Annotated in this window: 23 protein-coding genes and 1 tRNA gene; 9 read left to right on the forward strand and 15 right to left on the reverse strand. The window is 55.2% G+C overall.

The genetic code is table 11. The features are described from left to right. Window positions 1-43 precede the first annotated feature (43 nt). Window positions 44-120, forward strand: a tRNA-Met gene (locus tag ACR0J8_RS15725). A gap of 79 nt (window positions 121-199) precedes the next feature. On the opposite strand, the gene ACR0J8_RS15730 is transcribed toward ACR0J8_RS15725, so the two are convergent. The 14 genes from ACR0J8_RS15730 to ACR0J8_RS15795 form a co-directional block, all read right to left on the reverse strand. Continuing rightward, on the reverse strand, window positions 200-643 hold the full coding sequence (locus ACR0J8_RS15730) for a hypothetical protein (protein WP_480526139.1): 444 nt from the start codon (window positions 641-643) through the stop codon (window positions 200-202). A 124-nt stretch (window positions 644-767) separates the two neighbouring features. Continuing rightward, the gene (locus ACR0J8_RS15735; RefSeq protein ID WP_480526137.1) at window positions 768-2,549 is read right to left on the reverse strand and encodes a thiamine pyrophosphate-binding protein; all 1,782 of its coding nucleotides are present in this window, start codon (window positions 2,547-2,549) and stop codon (window positions 768-770) included. Continuing rightward, window positions 2,549-3,958 (reverse strand): aldehyde dehydrogenase family protein, encoded by a 1,410-nt coding sequence (locus ACR0J8_RS15740; RefSeq protein WP_480526135.1) that lies wholly within the window; start codon window positions 3,956-3,958, stop codon window positions 2,549-2,551. The genes ACR0J8_RS15735 and ACR0J8_RS15740 overlap by 1 nt, the downstream gene beginning before the upstream one ends. After that, entirely contained in the window at window positions 3,939-4,853 is a 915-nt protein-coding gene (locus ACR0J8_RS15745; RefSeq protein ID WP_480526133.1) for a sugar phosphate isomerase/epimerase family protein, read from the reverse strand. Before ACR0J8_RS15745 ends, ACR0J8_RS15740 begins: the two co-directional genes overlap by 20 nt. Before the next feature lie 154 nt (window positions 4,854-5,007). Next, entirely contained in the window at window positions 5,008-6,198 is a 1,191-nt protein-coding gene (locus ACR0J8_RS15750; RefSeq protein WP_480891054.1) for a Gfo/Idh/MocA family protein, read from the reverse strand. Beyond that, complete coding sequence (locus ACR0J8_RS15755; protein WP_480526130.1) at window positions 6,191-6,865, reverse strand: hypothetical protein; 675 nt, start codon at window positions 6,863-6,865, stop codon at window positions 6,191-6,193. Before ACR0J8_RS15755 ends, ACR0J8_RS15750 begins: the two co-directional genes overlap by 8 nt. Then, the gene (locus tag ACR0J8_RS15760) at window positions 6,855-8,042 is read right to left on the reverse strand and encodes a Gfo/Idh/MocA family protein (protein WP_480891057.1); all 1,188 of its coding nucleotides are present in this window, start codon (window positions 8,040-8,042) and stop codon (window positions 6,855-6,857) included. Before ACR0J8_RS15760 ends, ACR0J8_RS15755 begins: the two co-directional genes overlap by 11 nt. Next, on the reverse strand, window positions 8,032-8,847 hold the full coding sequence (locus tag ACR0J8_RS15765) for a citryl-CoA lyase (protein ID WP_480526126.1): 816 nt from the start codon (window positions 8,845-8,847) through the stop codon (window positions 8,032-8,034). Before ACR0J8_RS15765 ends, ACR0J8_RS15760 begins: the two co-directional genes overlap by 11 nt. Further along, entirely contained in the window at window positions 8,844-9,716 is an 873-nt protein-coding gene (locus ACR0J8_RS15770) for a shikimate dehydrogenase (RefSeq protein ID WP_480526125.1), read from the reverse strand. Before ACR0J8_RS15770 ends, ACR0J8_RS15765 begins: the two co-directional genes overlap by 4 nt. A 1-nt stretch (window position 9,717) precedes the next feature. Further along, window positions 9,718-11,604 (reverse strand): bifunctional sugar phosphate isomerase/epimerase/4-hydroxyphenylpyruvate dioxygenase family protein, encoded by a 1,887-nt coding sequence (locus tag ACR0J8_RS15775; RefSeq protein WP_480526123.1) that lies wholly within the window; start codon window positions 11,602-11,604, stop codon window positions 9,718-9,720. After that, a complete protein-coding gene (locus ACR0J8_RS15780) occupies window positions 11,604-12,899 on the reverse strand; it encodes a TRAP transporter large permease (protein WP_170328647.1) in 1,296 nt (431 codons plus the stop codon). The genes ACR0J8_RS15775 and ACR0J8_RS15780 overlap by 1 nt, the downstream gene beginning before the upstream one ends. Then, entirely contained in the window at window positions 12,896-13,471 is a 576-nt protein-coding gene (locus tag ACR0J8_RS15785) for a TRAP transporter small permease (protein ID WP_170429693.1), read from the reverse strand. The genes ACR0J8_RS15780 and ACR0J8_RS15785 overlap by 4 nt, the downstream gene beginning before the upstream one ends. A gap of 28 nt (window positions 13,472-13,499) precedes the next feature. Beyond that, window positions 13,500-14,510, reverse strand: coding sequence for a TRAP transporter substrate-binding protein DctP (dctP, locus tag ACR0J8_RS15790; protein ID WP_480526121.1), 1,011 nt, complete (start codon window positions 14,508-14,510; stop codon window positions 13,500-13,502). A 91-nt stretch (window positions 14,511-14,601) separates the two neighbouring features. After that, window positions 14,602-15,903 carry a Gfo/Idh/MocA family protein gene (locus ACR0J8_RS15795; protein WP_480526119.1) on the reverse strand — a complete coding sequence of 434 codons (1,302 nt, stop codon included), beginning with the start codon at window positions 15,901-15,903 and terminating at the stop codon, window positions 14,602-14,604. Here ACR0J8_RS15795 and ACR0J8_RS15800 point away from each other — a divergent pair. The 7 genes from ACR0J8_RS15800 (at window position 15,902) to ACR0J8_RS15830 (ending at window position 21,824) form a co-directional block, all read left to right on the forward strand. Next, window positions 15,902-16,555, forward strand: coding sequence for a GntR family transcriptional regulator (locus tag ACR0J8_RS15800; protein WP_480891063.1), 654 nt, complete (start codon window positions 15,902-15,904; stop codon window positions 16,553-16,555). The genes ACR0J8_RS15795 and ACR0J8_RS15800 overlap by 2 nt on opposite strands. Window positions 16,556-17,316: 761 nt before the next feature. Then, entirely contained in the window at window positions 17,317-17,625 is a 309-nt protein-coding gene (locus tag ACR0J8_RS15805) for a hypothetical protein (RefSeq protein ID WP_480526117.1), read from the forward strand. Between the two features lie 26 nt (window positions 17,626-17,651). Next, window positions 17,652-18,080 (forward strand): phospholipase D family protein, encoded by a 429-nt coding sequence (locus ACR0J8_RS15810; protein WP_480526116.1) that lies wholly within the window; start codon window positions 17,652-17,654, stop codon window positions 18,078-18,080. A 154-nt stretch (window positions 18,081-18,234) separates the two neighbouring features. After that, entirely contained in the window at window positions 18,235-18,504 is a 270-nt protein-coding gene (locus ACR0J8_RS15815) for a potassium channel family protein (protein WP_480526114.1), read from the forward strand. Between the two features lie 167 nt (window positions 18,505-18,671). Then, window positions 18,672-19,751: an AI-2E family transporter gene (locus ACR0J8_RS15820; RefSeq protein ID WP_170612210.1), complete on the forward strand. Its 1,080-nt coding sequence runs from the start codon at window positions 18,672-18,674 to the stop codon at window positions 19,749-19,751. Continuing rightward, entirely contained in the window at window positions 19,748-20,812 is a 1,065-nt protein-coding gene (locus tag ACR0J8_RS15825) for an HlyD family secretion protein (protein ID WP_170612212.1), read from the forward strand. Before ACR0J8_RS15820 ends, ACR0J8_RS15825 begins: the two co-directional genes overlap by 4 nt. Continuing rightward, window positions 20,802-21,824 (forward strand): DUF2955 domain-containing protein, encoded by a 1,023-nt coding sequence (locus ACR0J8_RS15830; protein WP_170805883.1) that lies wholly within the window; start codon window positions 20,802-20,804, stop codon window positions 21,822-21,824. The genes ACR0J8_RS15825 and ACR0J8_RS15830 overlap by 11 nt, the downstream gene beginning before the upstream one ends. Before the next feature lie 214 nt (window positions 21,825-22,038). On the opposite strand, the gene ACR0J8_RS15835 is transcribed toward ACR0J8_RS15830, so the two are convergent. Continuing rightward, a complete protein-coding gene (locus tag ACR0J8_RS15835) occupies window positions 22,039-23,523 on the reverse strand; it encodes a BCCT family transporter (RefSeq protein WP_480526111.1) in 1,485 nt (494 codons plus the stop codon). A gap of 304 nt (window positions 23,524-23,827) precedes the next feature. On the opposite strand from ACR0J8_RS15835, the gene ACR0J8_RS15840 reads away from it, so the two are divergent. Beyond that, on the forward strand, window positions 23,828-24,679 hold the full coding sequence (locus ACR0J8_RS15840) for a Hint domain-containing protein (RefSeq protein WP_480526109.1): 852 nt from the start codon (window positions 23,828-23,830) through the stop codon (window positions 24,677-24,679). Window positions 24,680-24,830: the final 151 nt, after the last annotated feature.

Raw genomic sequence — 24,830 nt, forward strand, 5'->3', positions numbered from 1 at the left:
CTTGACCCTGCCGGACCCCTCCCTTAAATCGCCTCTCACTCGTGGCGGAGTAGCTCAGTTGGTTAGAGCAGCGGAATCATAATCCGCGTGTCGGGGGTTCAAGTCCCTCCTCCGCTACCACCAAACCCCCCACCTTTTTGGAACGGTTTGAAATCAAGGCACTAAGACGGCCTTTCACCTCGACCGGCACGCCGTCTTCCTAGGTCGGAGACACAACGATCTCTGAAATCAAGCCGCGCACCGCGTCAAGTGCCTTTGGGTTCGGATTGACGTCGTGTACTTGCATATAAGAGATCATTTCATCCAGTGCCGTGACATACTTGGAAGCTGTCGCCGGATTGAACTCGAACGCCTGCTCCTTCTCGTCAAAGCTGGCCAACAACTCCATGGCAACCGAAGTGCGCTCTTTGCCATCAGTGAACTTTGCCTCACCTTCGACTCCTTCAAGAATACCCATCTCGAAAAGTTCGATACGACGCGGTAGCAGCTTGTTGGCTTCTGATAACGCGCGTTCAAGTTTCTTTCTGTCTATTTTGCCTGCTGAGTTGAGTTCGCGGCCTTCTTGATTGTGGGCGGGCTTGCCGTTGCCATTCAGCGTTGACGCGTTCCACTTCGTCCCACGGGGCGGTAAGGCGTGAGCCAAAACGATATGCTAAGGCTATAAAAACAGTTAGATCTTCTTGGGGCATTGCAGGCTCTCAGAAGGGTTGGCTGACTTGGGCCTATTGAAAGTAAAAGACTGGCGCGGCTTACCGCGCTCAGTATCGTCAGGTCGCGACGTGAGAAACGTCCTTGTCCGGCGAATAAATGTCGAGGATGTTCCAATGTCCGGTAGTTGGCGTCGGGTTGTTAATCATTGGGACATCAAGGACAGTTGGTTTGCCGCTGGCAATTGCAGCTTCTAATGCGGGCAACAACTCGTCAGCAGCGCTGAGCCTGTGCCCTTCCGCGCCATAAGCTCTTGCAATGTCTGCATAACCCGGCCCGTTTGCGGGAGCTGCGGCTGATCCGGGGAACGTTGTTCCATAGGTCAGACCGTAATGCGCCTTTTGCAGACCTGCTATGGTTCCGAAGGCGTTGTTGTTCATAACCAGCCAGATAATGCCCAGATCGAGTTCGACGGCCGTTGCGAGCATCGACGGGTTTTGACCGAAGCCACCATCACCGACCAGACTGAGGACAACGCGATCAGGTGCCGCCAGTTTCGCGCCGATCGCACCCGGAGGACCGAAACCCATCGTCGCGAACCCGCCTGGGGTCAGGATTGAACCCGGCGTCAAAATGTCGAACTGTTGCCCGACACCGTTCTTGTTCCACCCAACGTCCGTGGTGATGATGGCATCCTCGGGCAGTGCCTTGCGGGTATCTGCCAGAATACGCTCGGGCATCATTGGAAAGGCCGATGAGGTCGCCATTTCCACGTTGCGCGCTTTGAAGTCCGTCCGGAAGCCAGCGATCTTCTGTTCCAGAGCGGGGCGCTTGAAACCGTCCGGATACATCTCGCGGGCGACCCGGTTGAGGACGCGCAATGCGGCCTTGGCGTCCGCGACGACTCCGATCTCGGTGGGATAGTTCCGACCGATCTCCTGCGGCTCAATGTCGATATGAATGACCTTCGATCCTGGAATGTTGAACGTGTAGCCAGGGTACCAACTTGAACAATCAGCCTCTTTGAACCGTGTTCCCACGGCAAAGATGTAGTCCGCATTCAAGCAGGACTGGTTGACCAATTCGGTGCCCCAAAACCCGGTCATTCCCAGCACAAGCGGGTGGTCGTCCCGCAACGCGCCTTTACCCATCAGGGAATGCGCGACTGGCAACCCCATGTGTTCAACGAACTCGCGTAACTCCTCACTGGCTTGTGCCAAAAGGATACCGCCACCGACATAAGCGACTGGGTTTTCGGCTTTAACCAACGCTTCGACAATCTCTCGCGCTGTCTCGTCGTCAATCGACGGTTTCTTGAGAGCGCGCGTGTTTTCGCGGATACGGTCGAAACTGTCCGAGGGGATCACCTCTGAAAAGATGTCCATGGGGACATTGACCAGTACCGGCCCGGGCTGGCCGCTTTCAGCCAGATGGAACGCCTTTTCAAGAATCTCGGCCATTAAATCTGCGCGGTCGACCCGCCAGGCGCGTTTTACGAAGGGTCGATAGATCTCCCACTGGGCGGCGTCGGCATGGAGGTTCACTTCCTGATGTGGATGTTTGCCGTAGTAGTGCGTGGGAATATCGCCCGCGATCACCACCATCGGGATACAGTCCAAGGCCGCGTTGGCGACCCCGGTGGCGCAATTGGTCAGTCCCGGGGAGAGGTGGGACAGCACCACCGAGGCCTTGCCCGTCACGCGGGCATAGGCGTCCGCCGCGTGGCTGGCGATTTGTTCGTGTCGTACGGTGACGAAATCGATGGGGCTTTCCGCCAACGCGGCCAGAACCGCTATATTCGTGTGGCCGCATAGACCGAACACGTGTTTGACCTCACGACGCTCAAGAAAATCGACGATGTGCTCAGCAACGGTTTTGCCTTCCAATTTCGCTCCGTCCATCACGCGACCTCCTGTCCGTAGAACTCACCGAACAAGTCCGGCTCCGAGGGGCGATCCTCGGGGATCGGACGGCTGACCCAAGTGTAGTTCATCATGTGTTTCATGGTGACGTTTTCGTTGGTGATGTTGCCGCCCCAGATGCCGCAGCCCAGGCTGCTGGTCATGGGCATGCCATTGGTCCAGGCACCCGCATTGGCCTTGGACTGAGGCTGTCGCACCATCATGCGGCTGACCGGAGCCAAACGCGCCAACCGGTCGATGTGATCGTCATTGTGGCTGTAGATGCCGCAGGAATGGCCTTTGCCGCCCGTGTTATAGATCTGACTGACCGTATCCAGCGCGTCATCGAATGTATCGAAGTGATAAAGCGCCATCAGAGTGGTCAGTTTTTCCTTTGAGAACTTATGCTGCGGGCCGATTTGCCCCTGATTTTCAACCATCAGAAACTTGCGATCTTCGGGGATGTTAAAACCGGCGACCTTGGCCGTTTGCTGCGGCGGACAGGCGATGGTTGGAAACGTACGGTTTCCCTTTTCATCCCACATGGCCGCTTCGAGCATGGCCTTCTCTTCATCCGAACACAGGTAGCCGCCCTCGGCTTGAAGCGCCTTGACCATATCGTCGTAGACTGAGCGCTGGATGATGATGTTGCCGTCGGCCGAGCAGCCCGACCCAAAGTCGGAGGTCTTTGAAATGCGAGTGTTCTGCGCGGCGATGTCCAGATCGGCGGTTTCATCGATGACGATGGACGAATTGCCCGCGCCGACACCATAGGCCGGGCGCCCTGAACTGTACGCTGCTTTGACCATGGGCTTGCCTCCCGTCGCCAAAGTCAGGTCGCAGATCTCCATCAGGTGTTGCGTCAATGGGATCGACGGTTTGCGAATGGACTGAAACAAGTCCTCAGGGGCACCGGCAGCACGACAAGCTGCACGCATGACTTCGACCATTTCAAAGGTGGTATGGGCGGTTCGCGGGTGCGGGCTGAAGATGACCGCATTCCGGGCGTTCGCGGCAGACACGCCGGTCACCGGTGGCGTCATCGCAGGGTTGGTCATGGGAATCAAGGATGCGATCACACCAGCAGGTTTGGCGTATTTCACGAGCCCCTTTTCTTCGTCGACTTCGACGATCCCCGTCGAGGGCGTGCGCAGAACATCACGCAGCACCATGTGAATCTTAAATCGCTTCGCAGGGCGCCCTTCGCGATCTCCGATACCGCTTTCGTCCACGCCCTGCTGGGCCAGACGCGTGAAGGTCTTCTCGTTACCAGCATACCACGCAATTGCCTGAGACAGGCGGTCCAGCCTGTCCTGATCCCAATCCTCGATCTCGGCCATAGCAGCGCGGGCGCGTGCCAGCATATCGGCCGCAATGTTGCGGTCGTTTTCAGTGAGCTCTTTGCCCATGATGATCCTCTTGGTGTTTTAGAATTGCAGCATCGGGCACACGACGCTGTGACCGCGCCTCGCCGAATGTTCGCTTGGCGTGGCTGAGACAGCGACGCGCGTGTTCTTCATATCCCAACTCGGCAACGCGGCTTTGGTTGGGTAATTCAATGGAGTAGTCGACGGGCGGCATCCGTTCGATGATGCCAGTGAAGTCAATCCAGCCTTCGCCGGGATAGAGCCGCGCATCGCGGGCCAGTTGGATCATGCCCTCTCGCGTATCGGCGATCCCGGGTAGGCAATCGGAGATATGCAGGAAGTGAAACAACTCCGAGGGGACGTGCAGAAGCTCTCCGAGATCAACGCGACTGAGGTGCAGATAAAGCGTATCGACCAGAATACCGCCATTCGGTTGATCAGAGGCGCGGACAATATCCAGAGCCTCATCCAGAGTGCGCAAGCGAGAGAAGCTTGGGAATTCCAAGTCCACTGTCAGCCCGTAGGGCGCCGCCAGTTCGCAGGTTTCAGAATAGACGTCGATCAGGAAGTCACGATCATCGCGGGTGTTTGTCCACGCGCTCATGATCATGCGTTTGGCGCCCAGCTCCCCGCCCACCTCCAACGAAGGCTCAAAACTGCGCGGATCGACATCTTCGGTGATGCGCGCAAGCTCGACATCAAGGACTTTCAAGCCTGTGGTTGAGAGAGCCGTTTTGGTGGCCTGAACCTGCGCCTTGTCGATTGGAGACTGAGTGAATTCACCGGGCACATGCATCGGAATGAACCGAGGGCTGACGGCATCGTAACCGGCCCGCGCGGCGATATAGACCAACTCGGGCGGCGTACAGCCAATCAGCGTCAGATGCGCCAAGGAATAAAGAGAGGGGCTTGCGCCAGCCTCTTCGGGTTTCACCATGAACGACAGCTCCACGTGTCTGCGAATCTTAAATTCATCACACGTAGTAAAAAATATCTGATATTTTTTAAAATATCAACTTTTAATACTGAGCAGAAAATAGAAACGCCCGAGCAATAGCCCGGGCGTGTTTAACCTTTATGCTGGCAGAGCATTAGATGGTGACCCAGTCACCTCCGGACTGGTGAGAGCGCACAGAGGCATCAATGAATCGGACACCGTCTGCGCCTTGTTCGACACTGGGGTAAGCAAGCCAATCGGCCGGAACGGTAACGCCATCCCAACGCGCGGCCACGGCCATGGCAAATTCCGTATAGAGGTTGGCCCAGGCTTCGATAATCCCTTCGGGGAAGCCACGCGCGGTACGGATCAGACGTTCCGCACCGCGGCCGATGCCGTGCCCGTGACCTCGGCTGATGATACGATCCGGCTCACCGAACCGATTGAACTTCAGGCGCTCCGAATTCTCCAGATCCCACTCGAGCCCTCCTTTGCTCCCGAAGATCCGCAACCGCAACCCACCCCGGTTTCCTGGGGCAAGGCGTGTCGCCATCAGGGTTCCCGGAACCTCGTTTTGATAGCGGGTGAACATGAACACCGTGTCTTCCAAAGGCTTGGGCGCGCCGCAGACATGAAATTCGGACCGTAGGTCGGTCAAGGGCAGGCCCGAGACAAAGCTGGCGAGATGCGCGGCATGGGTGCCGATATCGCCGACACAACTGGTCGGGCCAGAAATCTTGGGGTCCAGCCTCCACTTTACATGAGGCGCATCAGCCACATCATCGGGCGTCATCCAGTCTTGCATGAACTCGACGTGGATTTGGTTGATTTTACCGAGGCCGCCTTCCGCCACGATTTGTTTGGCCTGACGGATTACTGGAAAACACGACATCGCATAGCCGACAGCAAAGATTTGTCCCGTACGCGCGGTGATCTCCTCAAGCCCCTCGGCCTCGGCAACTTCGTTGGTCAGGGGCTTGTCGCACAGTACATCAATGCCTGCCTCCAGAAACGCTTTGGAAGCTTCAAAATGAACGTGGTTCGGGGTGGTGATCATCACGGCATCCACGCCATCCGGGCGCTCCGCTTCGGCCTGTGCCATCTCCTCGAACGATGCGTAGGACCGGTCGGCAGGCAGGAACCACTCGGCCCCGCGCGCCTTGCTGCGCTCGGCATCTGAACTGAGCGCGCCTGCGGCGACCTCCCACTGGTCGGTCATCCGCGCGGCCGTTGCCTGCGTGACAGAGATCCGTCCGCCGCCAACAACGCCCAGCCGCAAACGGCGGGACAACCGGGGGAAAGGACCGTCAAAGTTCAGGTCTTCGGGTAGAAGTCTCTCAGCCATTCTGAACCTCCATTTCCGGGGCCCGTACGCCTTCCGGCAGCATTTCCACCGCCATGAAGATGCTGGGGGTAATCGTCTCGTATTGATGCCAGGGATAATTGCCTTTGGCGTCATACATAGGCTTGTGTGTCGTGCCCGGAGCCATGAATTCTTCTAGATAAAGCGTCTCAACGTCCCGCTCTCGGCATTGCTGCATTTTACCGAAGCCAACGATTTGCGTGTGCACTTCGCGGAACCCCGGAACCGGGCAGAACGGATGATCCTTGTGCAATCCAACATTCAGTGGGACCGAGCCGGAATGGTACATGGTCAGTCCGACGTTACCCACGAAGACCTTTGGTGACATGTAGTGGCTAACGCCACGCAGACGCTCCTCTTGGCGGATATCAAAAGCGGATGGCCATGTATCTTTCACCCATGCGAACAGCTCATTGTCATCACCATGGGCGTCGAAACCGTAGACAATGACTGCGCGTTCTACGCTGTTAAGCGTGCTGTCTTGCACGATGACAGACGAAAGCGGTGCAACGTTCTGATCCACGACCGAAAGGTCTCGCTCCCCTACGTTCAGAACAATTGCGCGACCCTCGACAGATATTCTGTCTTCATCGGTGATGTGCTGGACACGAAAGAATGGCTGGGCAAAGTCGAGTGTCTCAATCGGCATGCGCCAACTCCTTCCTCTCATCGTTAAGGAAATCGACCGGCAAAGGCTCCGGAGCCGCGCAACGGCTTTCTATCGTCTGATAGGCGCCAAATTTCGGTGCCCGTTCAATCGCGTCCATGACCTCGAAAACGTGGTAGGCAAGCGCTCCACTTGCACGGGGTTGGCGTCCTTCTTGTGCCGCCAGGGCCAGATCCAAAAGGCCGAGCCCACGGCTGTCTTCATTGATCCCGTGTTTGTTTTCGACCGCCTGCCAGTCTTCGCGACCGGTTGGACGAGGCTGATGAGACCAGCGCGAGGTCTCCCGCGTTTTCAGCCAGACATCCCCTTGAAAGATATTGGCACCATGAACCGGGTCTGGGTCTGGGATGCTGATGGTGCCGTTTTCACCGTAGATCTCGAACCGCGGAGTTTCGCTGTCCCAGACGTCGAAGCTCATGGTCATCGACCCTATAGCTCCGGAGGAGAACTGCAGCAGGCTTAGGGAGTGCGTGTCGACCTCGACGTCCATCCATTCGCCGTTGCGAGGGCCGTTTTCGATCATCCTTTTGTCGAAAGTGCATCGCGCCATTCCGGCGACCCGGTCAACGGGACCAAGGCAGCAAATCATTGCGGTCAGGTAGTATGGCCCAAGGTCCAGCAAGGGCCCGCCACCGGCCTGGTAGTAGAAATCCGGGTTGGGATGGTGGCGCTCCGTCCCGTGGGTCCCGACATGGGCAAAAACCCCTGTCGGTTTGCCAATGGCACCCTCGTCGATCAAGCGCCGAACGGTCTGCCAGCGACCGCCCAGAAATGTGTCGGGTGCGCAACCGACCAGTAACCCATTTTCAGAGGCCATGTGCAGGATCGCTTTACCATCCGTTCGATTCATAACCAGCGGCTTCTCGGAATAGACGTGCTTGCCCGCCTCCAACGCGCGCAGGCTGATTTCGGCATGCGCCGCCGGAATTGTCAGATTCAGAACGCAGTCAATCGTCGGATCGTCAAACACTTCATCTGGCGTGCAGGCCTTGGCGATGCCGTATTGATCCGCCTTGGCGCGGCTTTCCGAAGGATCAAGGCTTGCGCAAGCCACGACCTCAACGTTTGAGAATTTGGATAGTGTTTTTAGATAGATATCACTGATACGACCACAGCCGATAAGGCCGACCCGGAAGGATTTCGATGTCTCACGTGTCATCATTCCTGTCTTCGTAGAGGGGTAAATAATTCGGAGGCATCGGCCCTTTGTTGCGACCGCCCTGCCCCATCTGCTCCCAGGCGTGAGCGAGTATCCCGACCGAGCGGGACAGGCAGAACAATCCGCGCGACAAGGGCGCAGGAAAGCCAAGTTCGCAGAAGATCACGGCTGTCGCGCCGTCGATATTCATGGCAATTGGCCGACCGCCGCGTTGACGACCGAGTTCGGCCTGAACCTCTTCTCCGATATCGGCAAACCGGCCAGAAACTGTGCCTTCTGCCGCCGCATCACGAACAAGTTGCATCAATCGTGGTGCGCGTGGATCGACAGGCTTGTGAAACCTGTGACCAAAGCCCGATACGATCTTGCCGTAGGTCTCGCGCCAATTGCCCAAGCCATCCCGAACAGCGTCATTCAGCGAAGCTCCCGCATCCATGCGGACTGCGGTATCATTGTACAGCTCTGCACACTGCTCTCCTGCCCCGCCGTGCACGTCGCCCAGCATGTTCACCGCAGTCGCCATCGCATTATTGAGACCTACCCCGCAGGTGGCAGCCATACGCGCAGCCGCGATTGAGGGAGCCTGTGGGCCGTGATCCACGCCTGCGACCAAAGCAGCTTCGAAAAGGCGCGCTTGCGCGTCGCTGGGCAAGTCGCCCCGCACCATCAGCCAGATCATCTGCGGGAAAGATACGTTCCCGATCAGGTCCTCTATTGCGTTGCCGCGAAACGCGATCTGGCCGGGCTTCATGTCGATGATAGATGTGCGCCACCATTGGCGGATAGCTTGCTCGTCGTTTGTCATACCGTTGCACCTCTAAACTCGCGCATGCGCTGCTGACGAAGTGAATCGAAAACGTTTTGAAGACGACTGATTGAGGCGGTGCAGCCGGTGAAGATTTCAAAAGACGCTGCAGCCTGATGAACTGCCATTCCAGCCCCATTCATCACTTTTAACCCGATTGTGCGGGCGCTGCTCAGAAGATGTGTCTCGAGCGGGAAATATACGATATCTGCCACCCAAGCACCCGGCCGCAACAATGATGGATCAATTACCGACCCGGGGTACTTGTCCATCCCCAGCGGTGTTGCGTTGACCACTCCGTCCACAAATTTGACCCGATCCAACGAAATCGAGGGGGAACCCTGAAGCCTTGCATAAGGGCGCAAGACCTTTAGTCGACTGACCAGCGCCTGCGCTCGGTGGAAGTCAGGATCGATGATCTCCAGATCTCGAACACCTGAATCAAGCAAAGCCAAAGAGACTGCACTGCCCGCGCCACCAGCACCAAACATGAGAACCGTTTCAGTCTTCGATGATCCCAAAAAATCTCCGAAGGCACTGTGGAAACCTATGTAGTCGGTGTTGTGGCCAACCATTCGGTCGTCACAAAAAACCACCGCGTTGACAGCTTGAAGCTCCTCAGCAGTCTTGGAAAGCTCATCAAGATGATCAATGACCGATGCTTTGTAGGGGTGTGTCACGTTGACCGCCGCACAGCCTAATTCAACGGAATAGCGCAGTAAATCAGCGACCGACATTCCACGAAATGGCTCTTTTACAGTGTCGATCCTACCGTAGCTCAGATCGATACCCTGCGCCCGGCCCTCCGCCTCGTGCATCTCAGGCGTCATGGAGCCAGAAATCCCTTGTCCGATTAGTGCGGCCTTCATATTAGGTTGTTCCTTCCGCCACGTGGTGTCGCGTTTGAGCCGCTAATCGAAACGCAGCGTTACGCGCGCCATAGCCGGCGTAACCAGTTCGGCGCTCAACAATTTCAAAGAAAAAGCCGTTAAAGATAGGACGACTGTAGATCTGAAAATACTCGGCACCCGCCGCCTGATCGTAGAGTATGTTATCCCTGCGCATTTGGGCGATCAGGTCTTCACTTAACCCGAATGTCGCTTGCAGATCAGCGTAGTAGTTTTCTGGGATGGACAGGCTGGGAAAACCGGACTTCCGCAATTGGGCTGAGGTTTCAAATATGTCGTCCGACTGGAAGGCGACGTGCTGAACACCGGCACCAAAACCGTCTTCAAGGAATGAAGCCGCCAGTGTTCGACGCCCAACTGCACCATTCAGGTTTAAACGCACTTCGCCTTCGGGGCTTTCGATGGCTTGGCTTTGCACAACACCCAACGGGTCGGCAACGTTCACGATCGGGGCTTTTGCCATCTCAAAAGTCGAAATGTAATAGAGCAGCCAGCTTTGCATCTCATCGTTACGCATCGTCTGTGCCAGATGGTCGATGCGGCGCAGACCGGCAGGCTGGGTCGCTTTGGTTTTCGCAACAGGCTCGAACTCGATATCCCACACCCGATGCAGATCGGATTTCTCATCGATAAAATGAACGACGTTGCCACCGACGCCCCTAATGGCCGGAATATCCAGTTCCCCTGTTCCCACCGGCTGTGAGAAATTCGGCGCGCCCAACGCGGTCGCCCGCTGAACAGTCTTATCCGCATCTTTGACACGCAACCCCATGTCACAAACCGAGGGGCCGTGACCCAGGAACGCCGAATGGGCAAAACCTTCCTTTTCGGTATTCACAACGATGTTTATCGCGCCCTGCCGCCACAACTCGACGGACTTGCTCACATGCTTTCGCTCCATTCGAAAACACATTGCTGACAGCATATCTGCCAGCTGCGCGCCGCTTGTTTCGTCGGCTGTAAATTCAACGAACTCAAAGCCTGACGCATAGACGCGTTCAGGCAAGTCCGGGATGCCGAAATCGGTTCCCGGCTCGGTCCGGGAAACCTCATCTAACAGGTTCACCAGCGACCTGTAGCTGTCTCGGGCCAGTGTTCGGCCACCGGGTTGAGGAGCTGCTTCGTTGACGCGTGCAACCGACCAAGGCCCTTTGTATCCGGCGCGGGACAACACGCGAACGAAGCCCGCAAGGTTCAACGACCCAAGCCCCGGCAGAAGCCCAAAGTGCCGCTTGAGCCGACGTATATCCATCTCAAGCCGGGGTGCATCGGACAGTTGCACATGGAACAGCCGCTCTCCGGGAATGTCCCGAAGGCGGGCTGGTTTGGATCCGTCGGCAAGCGAGAAGAAGGAATTCAAAGCCAACCCCAGATTAGGGCTGTCGACAGCATCAACGACGCCTAACGCCTGTTCATCCGAGTGAATAAGATCCGACCATGGCAAGCCCATATAGGCCAGACGCATCCCCATTTCTTTAGCGATTTGGGCCGCCTCGCCAAGATCTGCGATTACCTGTTCTTCGGTCGCAGCGACATCGACCTCGAAGGCAGACCCGATAAGCAGCAATTCCGTTCCCAGCTCGCTCATCAGGTCGAGTTTGCGCTTCAGTCGATCAAAGGCGCGCTCCCGTCCACCGCCGGACTGGCCTTCAAGGTTATGGAAGGGCTGCAGCAGGCAAATCTTAAGGCCGAGATCTGATGCAATGTTCCGAATTTGCGATGGCGGTCCGTCAAAAGCGGTCAAATCCGGTTCGTGTAACTCGACACCTCCGAACCCCGCGTCGGCGATTGCACTCAGTTTTTCGGCCAGATCACCGGGGATCGACGTTGTCGAAACCGAGAGGCACATTATCCCTGATATCCAAACATACGCGGCAACCACAGGACCAGATCCGGCATCAGCATCATGATCACCAGGGCGAAGATGAGAACCGCGAGGAAGGCCCAGATTTCCGAGATGATTTCGCGCAGCGGAATGTCCGTCACGGCGTTGATAACGAAGAGCAGAATGCCATAGGGCGGCGTGATCAGACCGATCATCGAGTTCACGACGACCAGCACTCCGAAATGCACCAGATCAATCCCAAGCGCTTCGCAGGTTGGAATGAAGAGGGGCACGATAACAAGAATGATCGTTGTCGCGTCTAAAACGCATCCCAGCGCGAGGATCAGCAGGTTTACGAGGATCAGGAATACAATCGGGCTAACATCCGAACCCTCCAGCAGTGCCGAGATCGACTGTGGAATCTGTTCCTGAATGACGATGAAGTTCAGAATGAACGCACCCCCAATGACCACCCCGACGGCGGCGGAGGAGCGCGCGCTGTCGACGAACACTTGATAAAGGCCACGGAAGGTCAGCGCGCGGTAGAACAACGCTGCCAGTAGCAGAGCGTAGAATGCAGCAACTGCGGCGGCTTCGGTCGGAGTGGTGACGCCGCCATATATACCGTACAGCAGGATCGCGGGCATCAGCAGTGCCGGGAACGCGTTGGCGGTTTTAGCCGGCAACTCGCGCAGAGGAACAGGTTCTTCCAATGCAAAGTTCCGCTTTCCAGCCAGATAGTAGTTCATCGCCATGAGGACGACGCCCATGATCAGGCCCGGCAGAATCCCTGCCAAGAACAAAGACCCAATAGAGGCCTTGGAAACGAGCGCGTACAAAACCATCGGGATCGAGGGCGGAATAATAGGGCCAATCGTCGCCGACGCTGCCGTGATTGCGGCTGCGTAACCACGGCTGTAGCGGCCATCCTTGGTCATCATCTCAATGATGATCTTGCCGATCCCGGCAGCATCCGCGACGGCAGAGCCGGACATGCCGGAGAAAATCAACGACGCAACCACGTTGACGTGCCCAAGGCCGCCCTTGAACCGACCGACCGCAGCGACGCAGAAGTTCAGCAAGCGGTCTGTGATCGACCCCGCGTTCATGATATTCGCGGCGACGATGAACAAAGGCACGGCAAGCAGAATCGTGCTTTTGTAGAAGCCCTGCAGGATCTTCTCGCCTGCGAGTGCGACGTCCAATCCGGCCGTGCCCAGGTACACTAATGAGGCCAATAGGATGGAATAGCCAATAGGTGTCCCGATGCCTGCCAGAAGAAAGAGAGCGAGCAGGCAGGAAAGAAGTTCAAAACTCATTTCTTAACTTCCTCGTCCTCTTCGACGTCGACACGTGGATGGTCGTCAACCACGTTGTACCCAACAACCAGTTCCAACTCTGTCTTTGGGGGGCCATTGCGCATGACGTCGAAGAATAGCCACGCGTAGCGCGCTGCGACGACCAGCATGAATACCGCGTAAATCGAGAATACTGTGCGCAAAGGTATCTTCTCGCCGGAGAACGGATTGCGGACAGTCGATGTCTTGCGGATCTTCATCCAATCGATGTAGTCCCACGTCGGAAGGAAGCTGTAGAGCATACCGACCACGATCGCTGCGGCCGCCAGCATCGCAAAGACCTGCCGCACGCGCATCGGCACAGAAAGGTAGATGATATCGAACTTCACGTGATCTCTCTCGCGCACGATGAAAGCGCAACTGAAGAAGATCACCCAGACCCACAGAATGCCGATGAGTTCAAGCGTCCATCCGGCGGGGGTAAAGAAGTACCGCAGAAGAATTTGTAGAAGGAAGATTAGAAAGATTGCCGCCAGCATCCCGCCGGCAATCGCTTCGGTCAGTCGGGAGAACCCCTTCATAAAGGCTTTCATATGGTTCTCCCCCCTTGTCTTGCTGGGCTCAGTTGCCCAGAGCGTTGATCTGATCCAGAACGCCCTCAGGCCACGAGCCAGCGAACTCGCTGTCCAGATACATAGACTGTACCTGATCGCGGAACGCCGCGAGATCGGGTTCATAGATCGCCATGCCTTGCTCTTTCAGGAAGCTGACAAGGTCCTCTTCTTTCTGAAGCTGTTTCTGGCGACCGGATTCAGCCGCTGCATCCGCAGCTTCCTGAACCTTGGCCTGCTGCTCGGGTGTCAATCCATCCCAAACTTCTTTGCCGATGGCGATATAGTTCAAGTCAACCAAGTGCGATGTCAGGATGATCTGATTGGTCACTTCGTAGAATTTGGCATCAACCACGGTCGGCAACGGGTTGTCCTGACCGTCAACGGCACCAGTCGACAGAGCTGTGTAAACTTCTGAGAACGCCATTGGTGTCGGGGCGGCACCCAGCGCTTTGCCAAGGAACTGCCACGCATCTGTGCCCGGCATCCGCAGGTTCACACCCTCCAGATCAGCCGGAGTGCTGACGGTCAGTTCATCCTTGGGTTGGCGCAGGTTCACCTGACGACGGCCCAAATACATGACCGACAGTAGTTTGACGCCCAGTTCTTCTTCGGCCTTTTGCTTGAAGGCATCCATTAAGGGATCGTTGAAGACAGCCACCTGATGCGCGGCGTCCTGGTGGACATAGCCTGCTGTAAAGATCGAAAACTCGGGGAAGAACTGCGCCAGCTCCTGCGCCGAGGTGATCGACATCTCCAGATTGCCGCGACTGATAGCGTCCAGCTCAGTGCCTTGCGCGAAGATCGTGCCGTTGTAGCTGGGTTCATAACTTGCGAAATCGGCGACCATGGGCGCGAAAACCTCGGCCATGGCGACCGAGCGCTGATCAGTCTCCGATCCTGATGTTGCGAGGCGAAGTTGCACTTTGTCTTCTGCCAGCGCACCGCCTGTTGCGCTGAACATAACACCGGTTGCGACCAGGGCTGATACAGCAGCCCGGCGGGTAAGTTTGGTAATCACTTTGCTCCTCCCTGAGACATCATGATGCTTCTTTTTTGCGATTCAGAGTTTTGACCTATTTTGGACATTTTGCAAGATGTTTTACAAAATATCAGATATTTTTCATTACCTGCAATCTCTGTTGCTGCGTTTCCTGAAGGTTTCTTATCCTGACAGCCTCGCCAGTTCTGCAAGAATTCTGAATAGCTTCAATAACTTGAAGCGTTCTGAACCCTTCCCATCCAGACACAATCGGCACTGCTTCGTGCCGAGCTACTTCAACAAAGTGCCTGAGCTGATTGACCAGAGGGTCAGACGCACCCTTCTTCAGCGCGGTCGATGAAATAGGTGTCCACCAGTCCCTTTGCTCACTCTGGTAACTCCACAGGCGAAGATCGGGAACGGACAACGAACCATGAGAGCCACCTATCATGTAGCTACTCTCAGTGGTTGCAGGATAGATGGGATATTCCTGAGACGTCATCTCCCAGCTCCACGGGGCGACGATGCTGTCGGACACACTTATGGTCCCTATCGCCCCGCTTTCGAACGTCAACAGAGCACCGGCAACATCTTCGTTGTCGTAACCCCGCTGCGATGAAGCCGACTGAGCCTGAACGGTCACGACTTCTCCGGCCAGATACCGCAGCAGATCCACATCGTGGACCAGATTGACCGAGATGGGCCCTGCACCGGGTTTCTTTCTCCAGGGCGCAGCATCAAAATACTCGTCTGGCTTATAGAACCAGCAATTCGCATGGACAGCGCGCACATCTCCAATCTTCCCATCGACAATGGCTTCCTTGGCCGACCGGATCAGAGGATTGTGCCGACGATGATGTCCAACCATCAGTGGCACATTGGCCTTCTCCGCTGCTTGAACAAGCTCAAGTGCAGCAGTGGCTTCCACGGCGATCGGCTTTTCGACAAGAACAGGACAACCATGTCGAACACACGTGAGGCCTTGTTCGACATGAAGCGTGGTCGGGGTCGCAAGAACAGCTCCGTCCGGCGTCTGATTTCCAAACATTTCCTCAAGGGTCTCGTAACATGCGGCCCCGTGCTCAACGGCGTAAGCACGGCCTTCATCGCTGGGGTCGACCACCGCGACGAGATCAACATGGCGCAACGCTCGGATCGCGTCTGCGTGGCGGCGTCCAACAAGGCCAATGCCGACAATGGCAATGCGAAAGTTCTTAGACACTTTGCTTCCTTCCGGAGGGTCCGGAAAATCCCGAAACCGATGATTGCGATCGAGCTGCTTTGCCCAACTTGGCCACGACCGTATTGGGGTTTTCGCGATTCCGCAATAATGTATGATATTTTTATTTTTACCATACATCAGTTTGGATTGCTGATGTCTCTGAAAAATGCTAATTGAACGAGGAAACTGATAATATCGGGTGAAACGCATGGCGAAACAGCCGTCTACGATAGGTGCAAGCACCTATCAGCGCATCAAGCGGGACATCATCTTCGGGGAGTTGCAGCCCGGCTCCAAACTGAAGCTGGACGCCTTGAAGGAACGCTACTCGGCAAGCCTTTCGACACTTCGTGAAACGCTAAACAGGCTCGCCAGCGACGGATTTGTCGAAGCTCCTGAGCAACGGGGATTCCTGGTTACACCGGTCTCCCGTGAAGACCTGATCGAGATATCAGAGCTGCGTGTCCTGCTGGAGTGCCACGCATTGGAATTATCCATCGAGAATGGTGACACGGATTGGGAGGGGAACCTTGTCGCCGCGCATCATAAGCTGCATTTGATGGAGCAACGGCTTCTCAAAGGAGATGAATCTGAGAAAGAAACCTGGAAGAGGTACGACTCGGAGTTTCATCAAGCGATGATAGCAGCCTGCAATTCCAAGAATCTTCTATCCCTTCACTCAATCATCTATGACAAGTATCTTCGCTACCAGATGCTCGTACTGACCTATCGAGGTGAGGTAGCAGCCAAAGAACACAAACACATGTTCGATGCCGCATTGGCCAGAGACGCGGATATGGCCAAGAAGTTGTTGGAAGATCACATTCGAAATGGCCTCGAGCATACCTTGGAGGCTATGTAGGACATTCCCCATGCCGCAATTGCGACGGCCTTCAACGTAGGACAACGCGGTGAAGGCCAAATTCTTTTGATCGAATTCGCCAGTCAGTGTACCGCTACGACAATTGACCTTCCGGTTTACCGCTCGAAGGTTGCGGCACCCGTATTTTACAGAGGGTTAATGTGTGGGGTTTGTGTCCAAGACGGACCTCCGCTACCATTTATCCCTGAAATTGTGGTTGTTGATGATGTCGTTGCTTCGCGCACATCCTTTTGTCGGCTACTTGTACCATATCTGTACCATTTGATCTCACGTTCACATTTGCATCGGCAGATGCTGAATCCGATTGCGTACCGCACCTATGGTTGGGTCGATCACGGAGAATCATATCGGCAAATTGGCATAGTTCAAGCTGGCATCTACGATTGGGAGCAGGCTGTCATGAAACCTGGCAACCGATGAGTACTGGCCACTCTTTGGGCATTTCGTCAACGCAATATCTGGCCCGAATGGGCGCAACCTTACCAATTACTCCTAAACTCGTTTTTCTGGCCAAATTTAGTTAGAGTTAAACTTGACAGTTCACCGGCAAGAAAAAGACACAGAACCCACACTAAAACGGCTTGGGTCTTAAATCTGGGTAGCATGTCACGCCTTACCCCAAAACCGGTGCCCGTTTTCGACAAGTTCAGGAAGGCGAATGTTTCTGCCGGTGATGTCTTGAAGGACGATGTCCGCAGTATCACTATTAGACTAAGCTTACTTATACCAAGTCTTGTTCATTGTTATCACTCCCAGATTGGCTGCGTTCCAAGCCAAAGCAGCTCACCGAAGTAAATCAAAAGCCCGAAAGCGAGCTTGATGCCGAACCGGTTGCGAAGGTCGGCACCAATATCGACCGGCCGGTCATCAATCTTTATCGACCCCATATCACCTCCGGGGATTGTCTGATTGTCACCGGGTATCAGGACTTCTTGTCTTCGCTGTCAATTTTGATGAAGGAATTGCCCGAGCTGACGGATCTGGAAAACGACAACGATATCCGGATCCGGATATCGTTCGGGATCGACACTGCGAATCCAAAAGGCTGACCAACCCAATACCAGTCACCGAAAAAATGAAACTCTACTGGCTGGAGCGCTCCGGGCTTCAAGTGGAAGAGGATCACGATCTTATCGCGGTGCTGGCAAAACACGCCATCAAAACCGGCAAAATTGATTTACGTGTCTTCGATCCAGAGCTTGCCAAACGCAAGTTGGGGATATCTGGGGATCGGCGGCTACATTCAAAAATCGTCAGCTCACCAAAAGGTGCCGTCGCCGGATCCGCAAACTTTTCCTACTCAGGGCTCTACAGAAACATCGAGTATGCCGATGACCTGGATGCGGGCACTCATGAACTTCAGGTCGAACGCACAGAAGCCGCTGAGCAAGCCTGGAACGTGTCTGTCGATTGGATTGCCGAGGCGCTGGAGATACTCGAAAAGCTTACCGATTCCGATCCCATTGCGGAAATTGCCTTCGCGGCATGTTTGGGAAGAACCTGAACGCATTTTTTGAACTGTCACCGGCCAATACCGATCCAAATTTTGTATTTCATTCCAATACTGTTATGTATGAATTTATTTTGCGGGCGGGGGCGTAATGAACTCACTAACCAGAATAACACGCGGGATAGGCGTCGCCTTGAAGGACGGCAGGGTGAAGAGTCTTTTGGCCTTCACCTTAGGCATGATCCTTTGGGCGTCTGTTTTTTATCACTATGTAGAAGGCTGGAGTTGGCTGGATTCCATCTACTTTTCCGTAGTGACGATTTCGACCGTCGGATTCGGTGACTTCTCGCCCGAGACCGCGTTAGGTAAGATTTTTACCATGGTCTATATCATTGTCGGACTGGGTGTCTTTGTGACTGCGGCAACCACGATTGCGGACACGATCCTGTCTCAGGATGACAAAAAAGCAGACGAGTAAAACGACCGTAGCCCTGACGCTGCGCTCAAAAAACAACTGCAGTGCTGAAGCCGCAGTTCGTTTTTTCGACGCTTCATCAAACCCATACCAAGCGACGATGTTTGAAAAAATGTACATATCACGTTTTTTGAGTGTAAGGTTTGGAAAACGAGTAATGGAGGGACGGTATGGAAAAGACACAAGACGCAAGAATTGTGGATCTCGCAATTCGCTTGCTTTTTCTTGGGTTATTCCTTTACAGCGCATTGGTCATGATCGCGCCGCTGGCAAGCGTGGTGATCTGGGCGACGATACTCTGCGTCGCGCTTTATCCGGTTTTTGATTGGCTTCAGTCCAAGTTGGGCGGACGCAAGTCGCTGGCCGCAACCATTCTGGTTTTGCTGGGTCTGGTTCTGACATTGGGGCCCGTCGCAACTGCAGTATCGGGCGCAGCGGAGCTTGGAGGCGAGTTTGCGGAACAGGCGGACAGCGGTGAATTGAAAGTCCCACCGGCGCCTGAAGGTCTCAAGGAGCTGCCCCTAGTCGGGAACAAGATCGCCGAAGTCTGGGGGATGTTCGAAAGGAACCTGGACGGTGCGCTGGCCAAATATGGCACACAAATCCTGGAAGTGACCAAATCCCTCTTTGGTAAGGTTCTGGGTATCGGGATCGGGCTTTTGGGACTGGCCCTTTCGGTTTTGATCATGGGAGCCCTGTTCAGCCCCGGCCCGAACCTGGTTCAGGGCCTGCAACGATTTGCCAACCGCGTGTTTGCGCCACGCGGGGGTGAGTTCGTGACTCTGGCGGGTGCAACAATCCGAAATGTCACAAAGGGTGTCATCGGCGTGGCGGCAATTCAAGCTGTCGTCGTGTGGTTGCTGTTGGTTCTGTTTGGCATTGGTTCCGCGGCGACGCTGGCGTTTATCTGCCTGATCCTGTCCATCATTCAGATCGGGCCCGGTCTGGTGCTATTGCCCGTAGTTATTTACGCATGGAGCTCGATGTCCGGTGGTGCGGCTTTGGTCTTCACCATATTGGCCATCCCTGTCGCCATCATGGACAGCTTCCTGCGTCCGGTATTCATCTCAAAAGGTCTTGAGACACCAATGCTGGTGATCCTGATTGGGGTTCTCGGTGGCATGATGGCCTACGGCTTGATCGGCATTTTCATGGGACCGGTTCTGTTCGCTGTCTTCTACGAGCTGTTCAAGGTCTGGATCGACGCCTCACCCGAAACGGAAGACGCTGCTGAAGGAGCAGCAAAATGAGAAAAACAATATGGACGACACTTGCCGTCATTCTTGTTTTTCTTGTGTGGTATCTGGTTGCCGACCGGAAAACTCCGTTTACGGGAAATGCCAGAGTCAAGGCCGTGGCAACGCAGATCGTGCCGCAGGTCACTGGCACGGTGACCGAAGTTCTGGTCGAAAACGGTCAGGTCGTCTCAGCTGGGGACGTGCTGGTTCGGATTGACGCCAGACCATATGAAATCGATCGCGCAAAGGCAGAAGCGGATCTGGAAGCTGCAACACAGGAAGTGGGCGCTTCCTCGGCCGAGGTAAGTGCGGCGCAGGCCAAACTGGCTAGGGCGCAAAGTGACCTCGACACGATGCGCATACAGACAGAGCGGGTTTTTGCACTTGAAAAGAAAGGACTGATCGCGGTTTCAAAAGCGGATGACGCGCGAGGACAACTGGCAGAGTCAGAGGCGAATTTCGAGAACGCCAAAGCGGATCTGGAGAAGGCCAAGCAGAGGCTCGGCAGTGAGGGAGTGGAAAACCCCAAGATTCAGCGCGCACTGGCGGCATTGGCGGATGCAGAGCTTAATCTTGAATGGACCGAGCTGCGCGCGCCGGCAACAGGTGTGATCTCCAACTTGCTGATTGCGCCTGGAACATATGCGCGCTCCGGGCAGGACCTGCTGACCTTTCTGGATGCGACCGACGTCTGGATTGAGGCGTACTTTACCGAAAACAACCTTGGCAGAGCGTCTGTAGGCTCGCCTGTCGACGTGGTGCTGGACATGCATCCCGGCAAGATTGTCCCAGGTGTAATCGAAAGCTTCAGCGCAGCTGTTTCCCTGAGCGGTGGAGATGAGCCCGGCCAGTTGGCAAGCCCGCCAAGCACCAAGGGTTTTCTGCGCGAACCGGAACGGTTCCCGGTTCGGATCGTTTTGCCCGGGTATGAGGCTGGAAGCGCCGAGGACGACCTGCGTTTTCAACTCAACGGGCAGGCGGACGTGATCATGTATCTCAGCGAAAACTCGCTACTGAACGTGGTTGGCCGCACCTACATTCGTTTGGTTTCGATCCTGTCTTATGCGTACTGAGGACAGAAACTCGGTCATCCGGCTTGCATTGGGGGTAACAGGCGTCTTCTCGTTGGGCCTGTTCCTGGGTTGGCCCCTTGCGGTTGTTGGTGCCGTGTTCACGGCCTTGTTTCTTCAAGCGCCGGCCGCGTTGCCTTTGGCGGCGTTTGCAAAGCTGTTTGTCTTCTCGATCGGGTTGATGTTTCTTTCGTTTCTGCTGTCATCGGTATTCGCACCATATCCCGTCGTATTTCTGATTCTGGTTGCGATCGGAATAATCCTGTCGTTCATATGGTCGGTGTCAGGCGCAGGAGTATTGCCCGGGGTCATTGCCCTAATGGGGGCATTGATGATCCCGAACCTTGTGCTGCAATCGCAGGATTTGGCCTTGGTGCTGGTGTTCTGGATCCCGCTGAACCTTCTGTTTGCGGGGTTCGTATCCACACTGATGTTTGTTCTGATCCCCGCCGAACCCCCAACGCCTGCTGAAAAAAAAGCAGCGTCATCGCCTGAATTTGACCCGCATCGTCGGATCGTCAGGATGTCGCTTGTCACGGTTCCGTTTGCTTTGGCGTTTTTCGTGTCCGGCGCGTCGGCGTTGTTGGTGTTGTTCTTTGTGGCGCTTCTCAGTCAGCAACTGGCTGCGATGCCCGCAGCGGGGAAGACCGTTGCCAAGGCTATGCTGACAGCAAACCTGCTTGGAGCGGCGGTGTCGATCATCTGCTATGAAATCAACGTGATCGCCCCGGTCATTCTGACGCCTATACTGCTCTGTCTGTTCTTTTGTCTGACACTTGGGGCGCTCGGCAAATCTCAGGTTCCACTGGCTGCCGCTGCCGGGTCTGCAATAACAACAGCATTGATTGTGTATGGCGGGTCGATTGCACCGTTTTCCGACGAGGCCGACGTCAAAAGCATCACGCGTGTTCTGCAAGTCGCCAGCGCTGCGTTCTTTGTGATCATAGCCTACGTCGTGGTCGACGAATTCTGGCCGGAAAAGCAACGCCAGACCAGTCAGAACAACGCGGCCTGACGGGAACAGACGTCGCGGCCAATAACAAGCCGCGTAGATGGCCGCTTAGCGGATGGCGAAAAACAACCAGTGTTGAATGCATCTGAATCCCGCCTGACAGCCAATATGCTTCGTACCTCCGCACCGCGCTAAACGCGGTACAGGGCAAGCCAAATCAAAAAACCGATATAGGCGAAAACTGTTACATTCAGCACCGTATCGACGATTGATCCCGTCATTTCGTGACCTCCTTCATCAGCGACTTGAGAAGGCAAATAACAAGGACAGGCACAATAAAGACAAACGCGATGGCTGACAGCGCGATAATGGATCGAACGAGCGCCACGTCGTTCACAAAGATCATCGCCAGCCCCAGGCCGCCCAGTACCGCGCCCCAGATGGTACGCACACCAGGGGAAGGGTTTTCATCTCCGCCCGTTCCAATCATTGCAAGCGTGAATCCGGCGCTGACAACACTGGTGACCACAAACAGGAACGCGGCCGCGATTGTTGCGATCTGTGTCACGTATTGCAGAGGAAACTCTTGCAACAAAGCAAATGTCGTCGCATCGAGGCTTTCGGCGTTCACCTCCAGAAGATGGCCGCTTCCATCCAGAACGTCAAAGATACCAATCCCGCCGAAAACGCCAAACCAGAAGATCGAGAACAAAGTCGGCGCGATGATGACGCCGGTCAGAAACTCGCGGATCGTGCGGCCGCGCGAAATTCTTGCAATGAAAATCCCGACAAACGGGGACCATGCAAGCCACCAGATCATGTAGTTCAGCGTCCAGTCCTGAAACCATGTGGAAACGGTTTCGTCGAAAAACTCGGTTGTCGAAAACCCGGCGGGTATGACGTGGAAAACGTACCGGCCAAAACCGGAAACGATGGAATTCATCGCGAAGGACGTGGGACCAACAAGCAGCAAATAAACCAGCAGGGCAATTGCGATACTCATGGCCAGATTGGACAGCCTGGACATCCCCTCACCCAGATCGCGCCGAAGTGGGATAAGAAATGCAATGCACATGACGACAAAGATAATCGCGGTCAGCGAATACGAGTTTGGTATTCCCAGGACCCCTGCCAATCCCGTTTGAATCTGGAACACCCCCATCGCCAATGAGCCTGCCAGCCCGACGGCGATGGCAACAACCGACAAGAAATCGAAAACCCACGCCAACGCCCGGGTCCAGGCTTTGTCCCCGTAAACGTCCAGCAACGGTGCACTCAATAGCAAGGAGCGCTCACGCCGAAATGCAAAATACGCAATAATCAGCCCGACGACGCCATAGATCGCCCAGGCATGAAAACCCCAGTTCAAATAGGTGACAAATATGGCCAGGCTGGCCGCTTCCGGGTCGGCGCTGAAGTTGCGAATAACCGAAAAGTGCGTGAGAGGCTCTGACGCGCCAAAGAACAGCAGTCCAACGCCCATACCCGCCGCAAACAGCATTGCTATCCAGGCGACAGTGGAAAACTCGGGCTCTGATCCTTCGGGACCAATTCGTATCGAACCGAACCTGGACAGCGCGAGATAGATCGACAGCAACAAAAGTGCACTGGCTTCCAGCATAATGAACCAGCCCCGGCTTTCGAATTGAATCGAAACAACTGTGGAAGAAACGGATCCCAGGCCCTGTGGATCGACAATGCCCCAGATGGCAATGCCGCTGCTGACCAGAAGTGCCGATACCAATAGCGCGTTAACTTTCATCGCTCGCCAATCTGAAGAAGTGCGTCTGCCTTGGCACCGTAGTCACAAAATACCGTCACACAAAGTCGCAAACGTGGATTGCCACGAGAAGCCGATGCTTATCCTGCCCTCGCAGTGGCCGTTTTCGTCCGCCCCCTGCCGCATCGTGGCTGATCACGGCTTGGTCCGCACAGAAATCGATCAAAGAACCGATGGACGGACGTGTCGAACCCGAATTGTGCAAACAATACTTTTCAAAAAATCACTATAAGTGAATATAATGCCCTAATATAGCATTGAACGGCGTGAACGGGGGAAGTCGGCGGTGTTTGATATATTGGCGCATACTGTCAATGAGACAGGCCAAGGTGATCTGATTGTTCAAAACACCACGATGCCTGCGATAATCAGCGGCTCGACCATTTCTTTCGACGGTGGGCAGACGTTCCAAGCCTACACGTATCTCGGTCAGGGCAACTATCGCGGCACCGGTGAGTCCGGCGAATTCATCAGAGTTGGCGGACAGGTCTATGCCTATAACACCACGAATCCCACCGGCCCGATGCAGACGGGCAACTGGAAAATTACAGAAGGCGACCTCGATCCCAGCAATCCTCCCTGCTTTGTTGGCGGAACATTGATCCAGACACCGCAAGGCGAGGTTCTGGTCGAACAGCTTCAAGCAGGAGACTTGGTTACCACGGCATCAGGCGGACACATGCCAATTCTTTGGATAGGCGGCCGACAGGTCGTGCCCTCGATGCTGCTTCGCAATCCGTCATTGCAACCGTTGAGAATAGACGCAGGCGTCCTTGGGAACGACCGGCCCCTGGTGATTTCCCAGCAACACAGATTGTTGGTTTCGGGCTACAAAGCGGAACTTCTTTTTGGTGAGCGAGAGGTCCTGATGCCCGCCAAGGCGCTTGTTGGATTTCCGGGTGTCACATTGGATTACTCCCGTACAACGTTCACCTACTACCACCTGTTGCTGGAAACACACGAGGTGGTCTTCGCAAATGGAGTTCCATCGGAAAGCCTGTTTCTTGGTGACCAGCTTGGGCGCAGTGAAACCGATGAAATCAAACTCCTGTTTCCGGATTTGTTCTGCGAGTTAAGAACTGTCAGAGCAGCAAAACCCATGGTTTCTCGTCGCGAAGCAATGGTGATGTTTGCCTGATCAATATTGCGCAAACTGGAAAGTCCGGCTTTGTTCCACCTACGATCTCAGAGACATCTGTAATGTACGGGAAACAGGTATTCGCCGCGAAAGAGTGACGGAATATATTGCCCGCAAATCTAGCTTCTTTTTCAAAGCTGGATGCGCCGTC

It is taken from the genome of Ruegeria sp. N11, assembly GCF_056531525.1.

Bases quoted from the DNA above. Each gene is read 5' to 3' on its own strand.
- ACR0J8_RS15740 (WP_480526135.1), bottom strand. From the start codon at position 3,958: ATGGGCAAAGAGCTCACTGAAAACGACCGCAACATTGCGGCCGATATG.
- ACR0J8_RS15825 (WP_170612212.1), top strand. From the start codon at position 19,748: ATGAGAAAAACAATATGGACGACACTTGCCGTCATTCTTGTTTTTCTT.
- ACR0J8_RS15785 (WP_170429693.1), bottom strand. From the start codon at position 13,471: ATGAAAGCCTTTATGAAGGGGTTCTCCCGACTGACCGAAGCGATTGCC.
- ACR0J8_RS15745 (WP_480526133.1), bottom strand. From the start codon at position 4,853: ATGGTGAAACCCGAAGAGGCTGGCGCAAGCCCCTCTCTTTATTCCTTG.
- ACR0J8_RS15830 (WP_170805883.1), top strand. From the start codon at position 20,802: ATGCGTACTGAGGACAGAAACTCGGTCATCCGGCTTGCATTGGGGGTA.
- ACR0J8_RS15755 (WP_480526130.1), bottom strand. From the start codon at position 6,865: ATGCCGATTGAGACACTCGACTTTGCCCAGCCATTCTTTCGTGTCCAG.
- ACR0J8_RS15800 (WP_480891063.1), top strand. From the start codon at position 15,902: ATGGCGAAACAGCCGTCTACGATAGGTGCAAGCACCTATCAGCGCATC.
- ACR0J8_RS15760 (WP_480891057.1), bottom strand. From the start codon at position 8,042: ATGACACGTGAGACATCGAAATCCTTCCGGGTCGGCCTTATCGGCTGT.
- ACR0J8_RS15795 (WP_480526119.1), bottom strand. From the start codon at position 15,903: ATGCGTTTCACCCGATATTATCAGTTTCCTCGTTCAATTAGCATTTTT.
- ACR0J8_RS15770 (WP_480526125.1), bottom strand. From the start codon at position 9,716: ATGAAGGCCGCACTAATCGGACAAGGGATTTCTGGCTCCATGACGCCT.
- ACR0J8_RS15750 (WP_480891054.1), bottom strand. From the start codon at position 6,198: ATGGCTGAGAGACTTCTACCCGAAGACCTGAACTTTGACGGTCCTTTC.
- ACR0J8_RS15820 (WP_170612210.1), top strand. From the start codon at position 18,672: ATGGAAAAGACACAAGACGCAAGAATTGTGGATCTCGCAATTCGCTTG.
- ACR0J8_RS15735 (WP_480526137.1), bottom strand. From the start codon at position 2,549: ATGGACGGAGCGAAATTGGAAGGCAAAACCGTTGCTGAGCACATCGTC.
- ACR0J8_RS15780 (WP_170328647.1), bottom strand. From the start codon at position 12,899: ATGAGTTTTGAACTTCTTTCCTGCCTGCTCGCTCTCTTTCTTCTGGCA.
- ACR0J8_RS15765 (WP_480526126.1), bottom strand. From the start codon at position 8,847: ATGACAAACGACGAGCAAGCTATCCGCCAATGGTGGCGCACATCTATC.
- ACR0J8_RS15810 (WP_480526116.1), top strand. From the start codon at position 17,652: ATGAAACTCTACTGGCTGGAGCGCTCCGGGCTTCAAGTGGAAGAGGAT.
- ACR0J8_RS15775 (WP_480526123.1), bottom strand. From the start codon at position 11,604: ATGTGCCTCTCGGTTTCGACAACGTCGATCCCCGGTGATCTGGCCGAA.
- ACR0J8_RS15835 (WP_480526111.1), bottom strand. From the start codon at position 23,523: ATGAAAGTTAACGCGCTATTGGTATCGGCACTTCTGGTCAGCAGCGGC.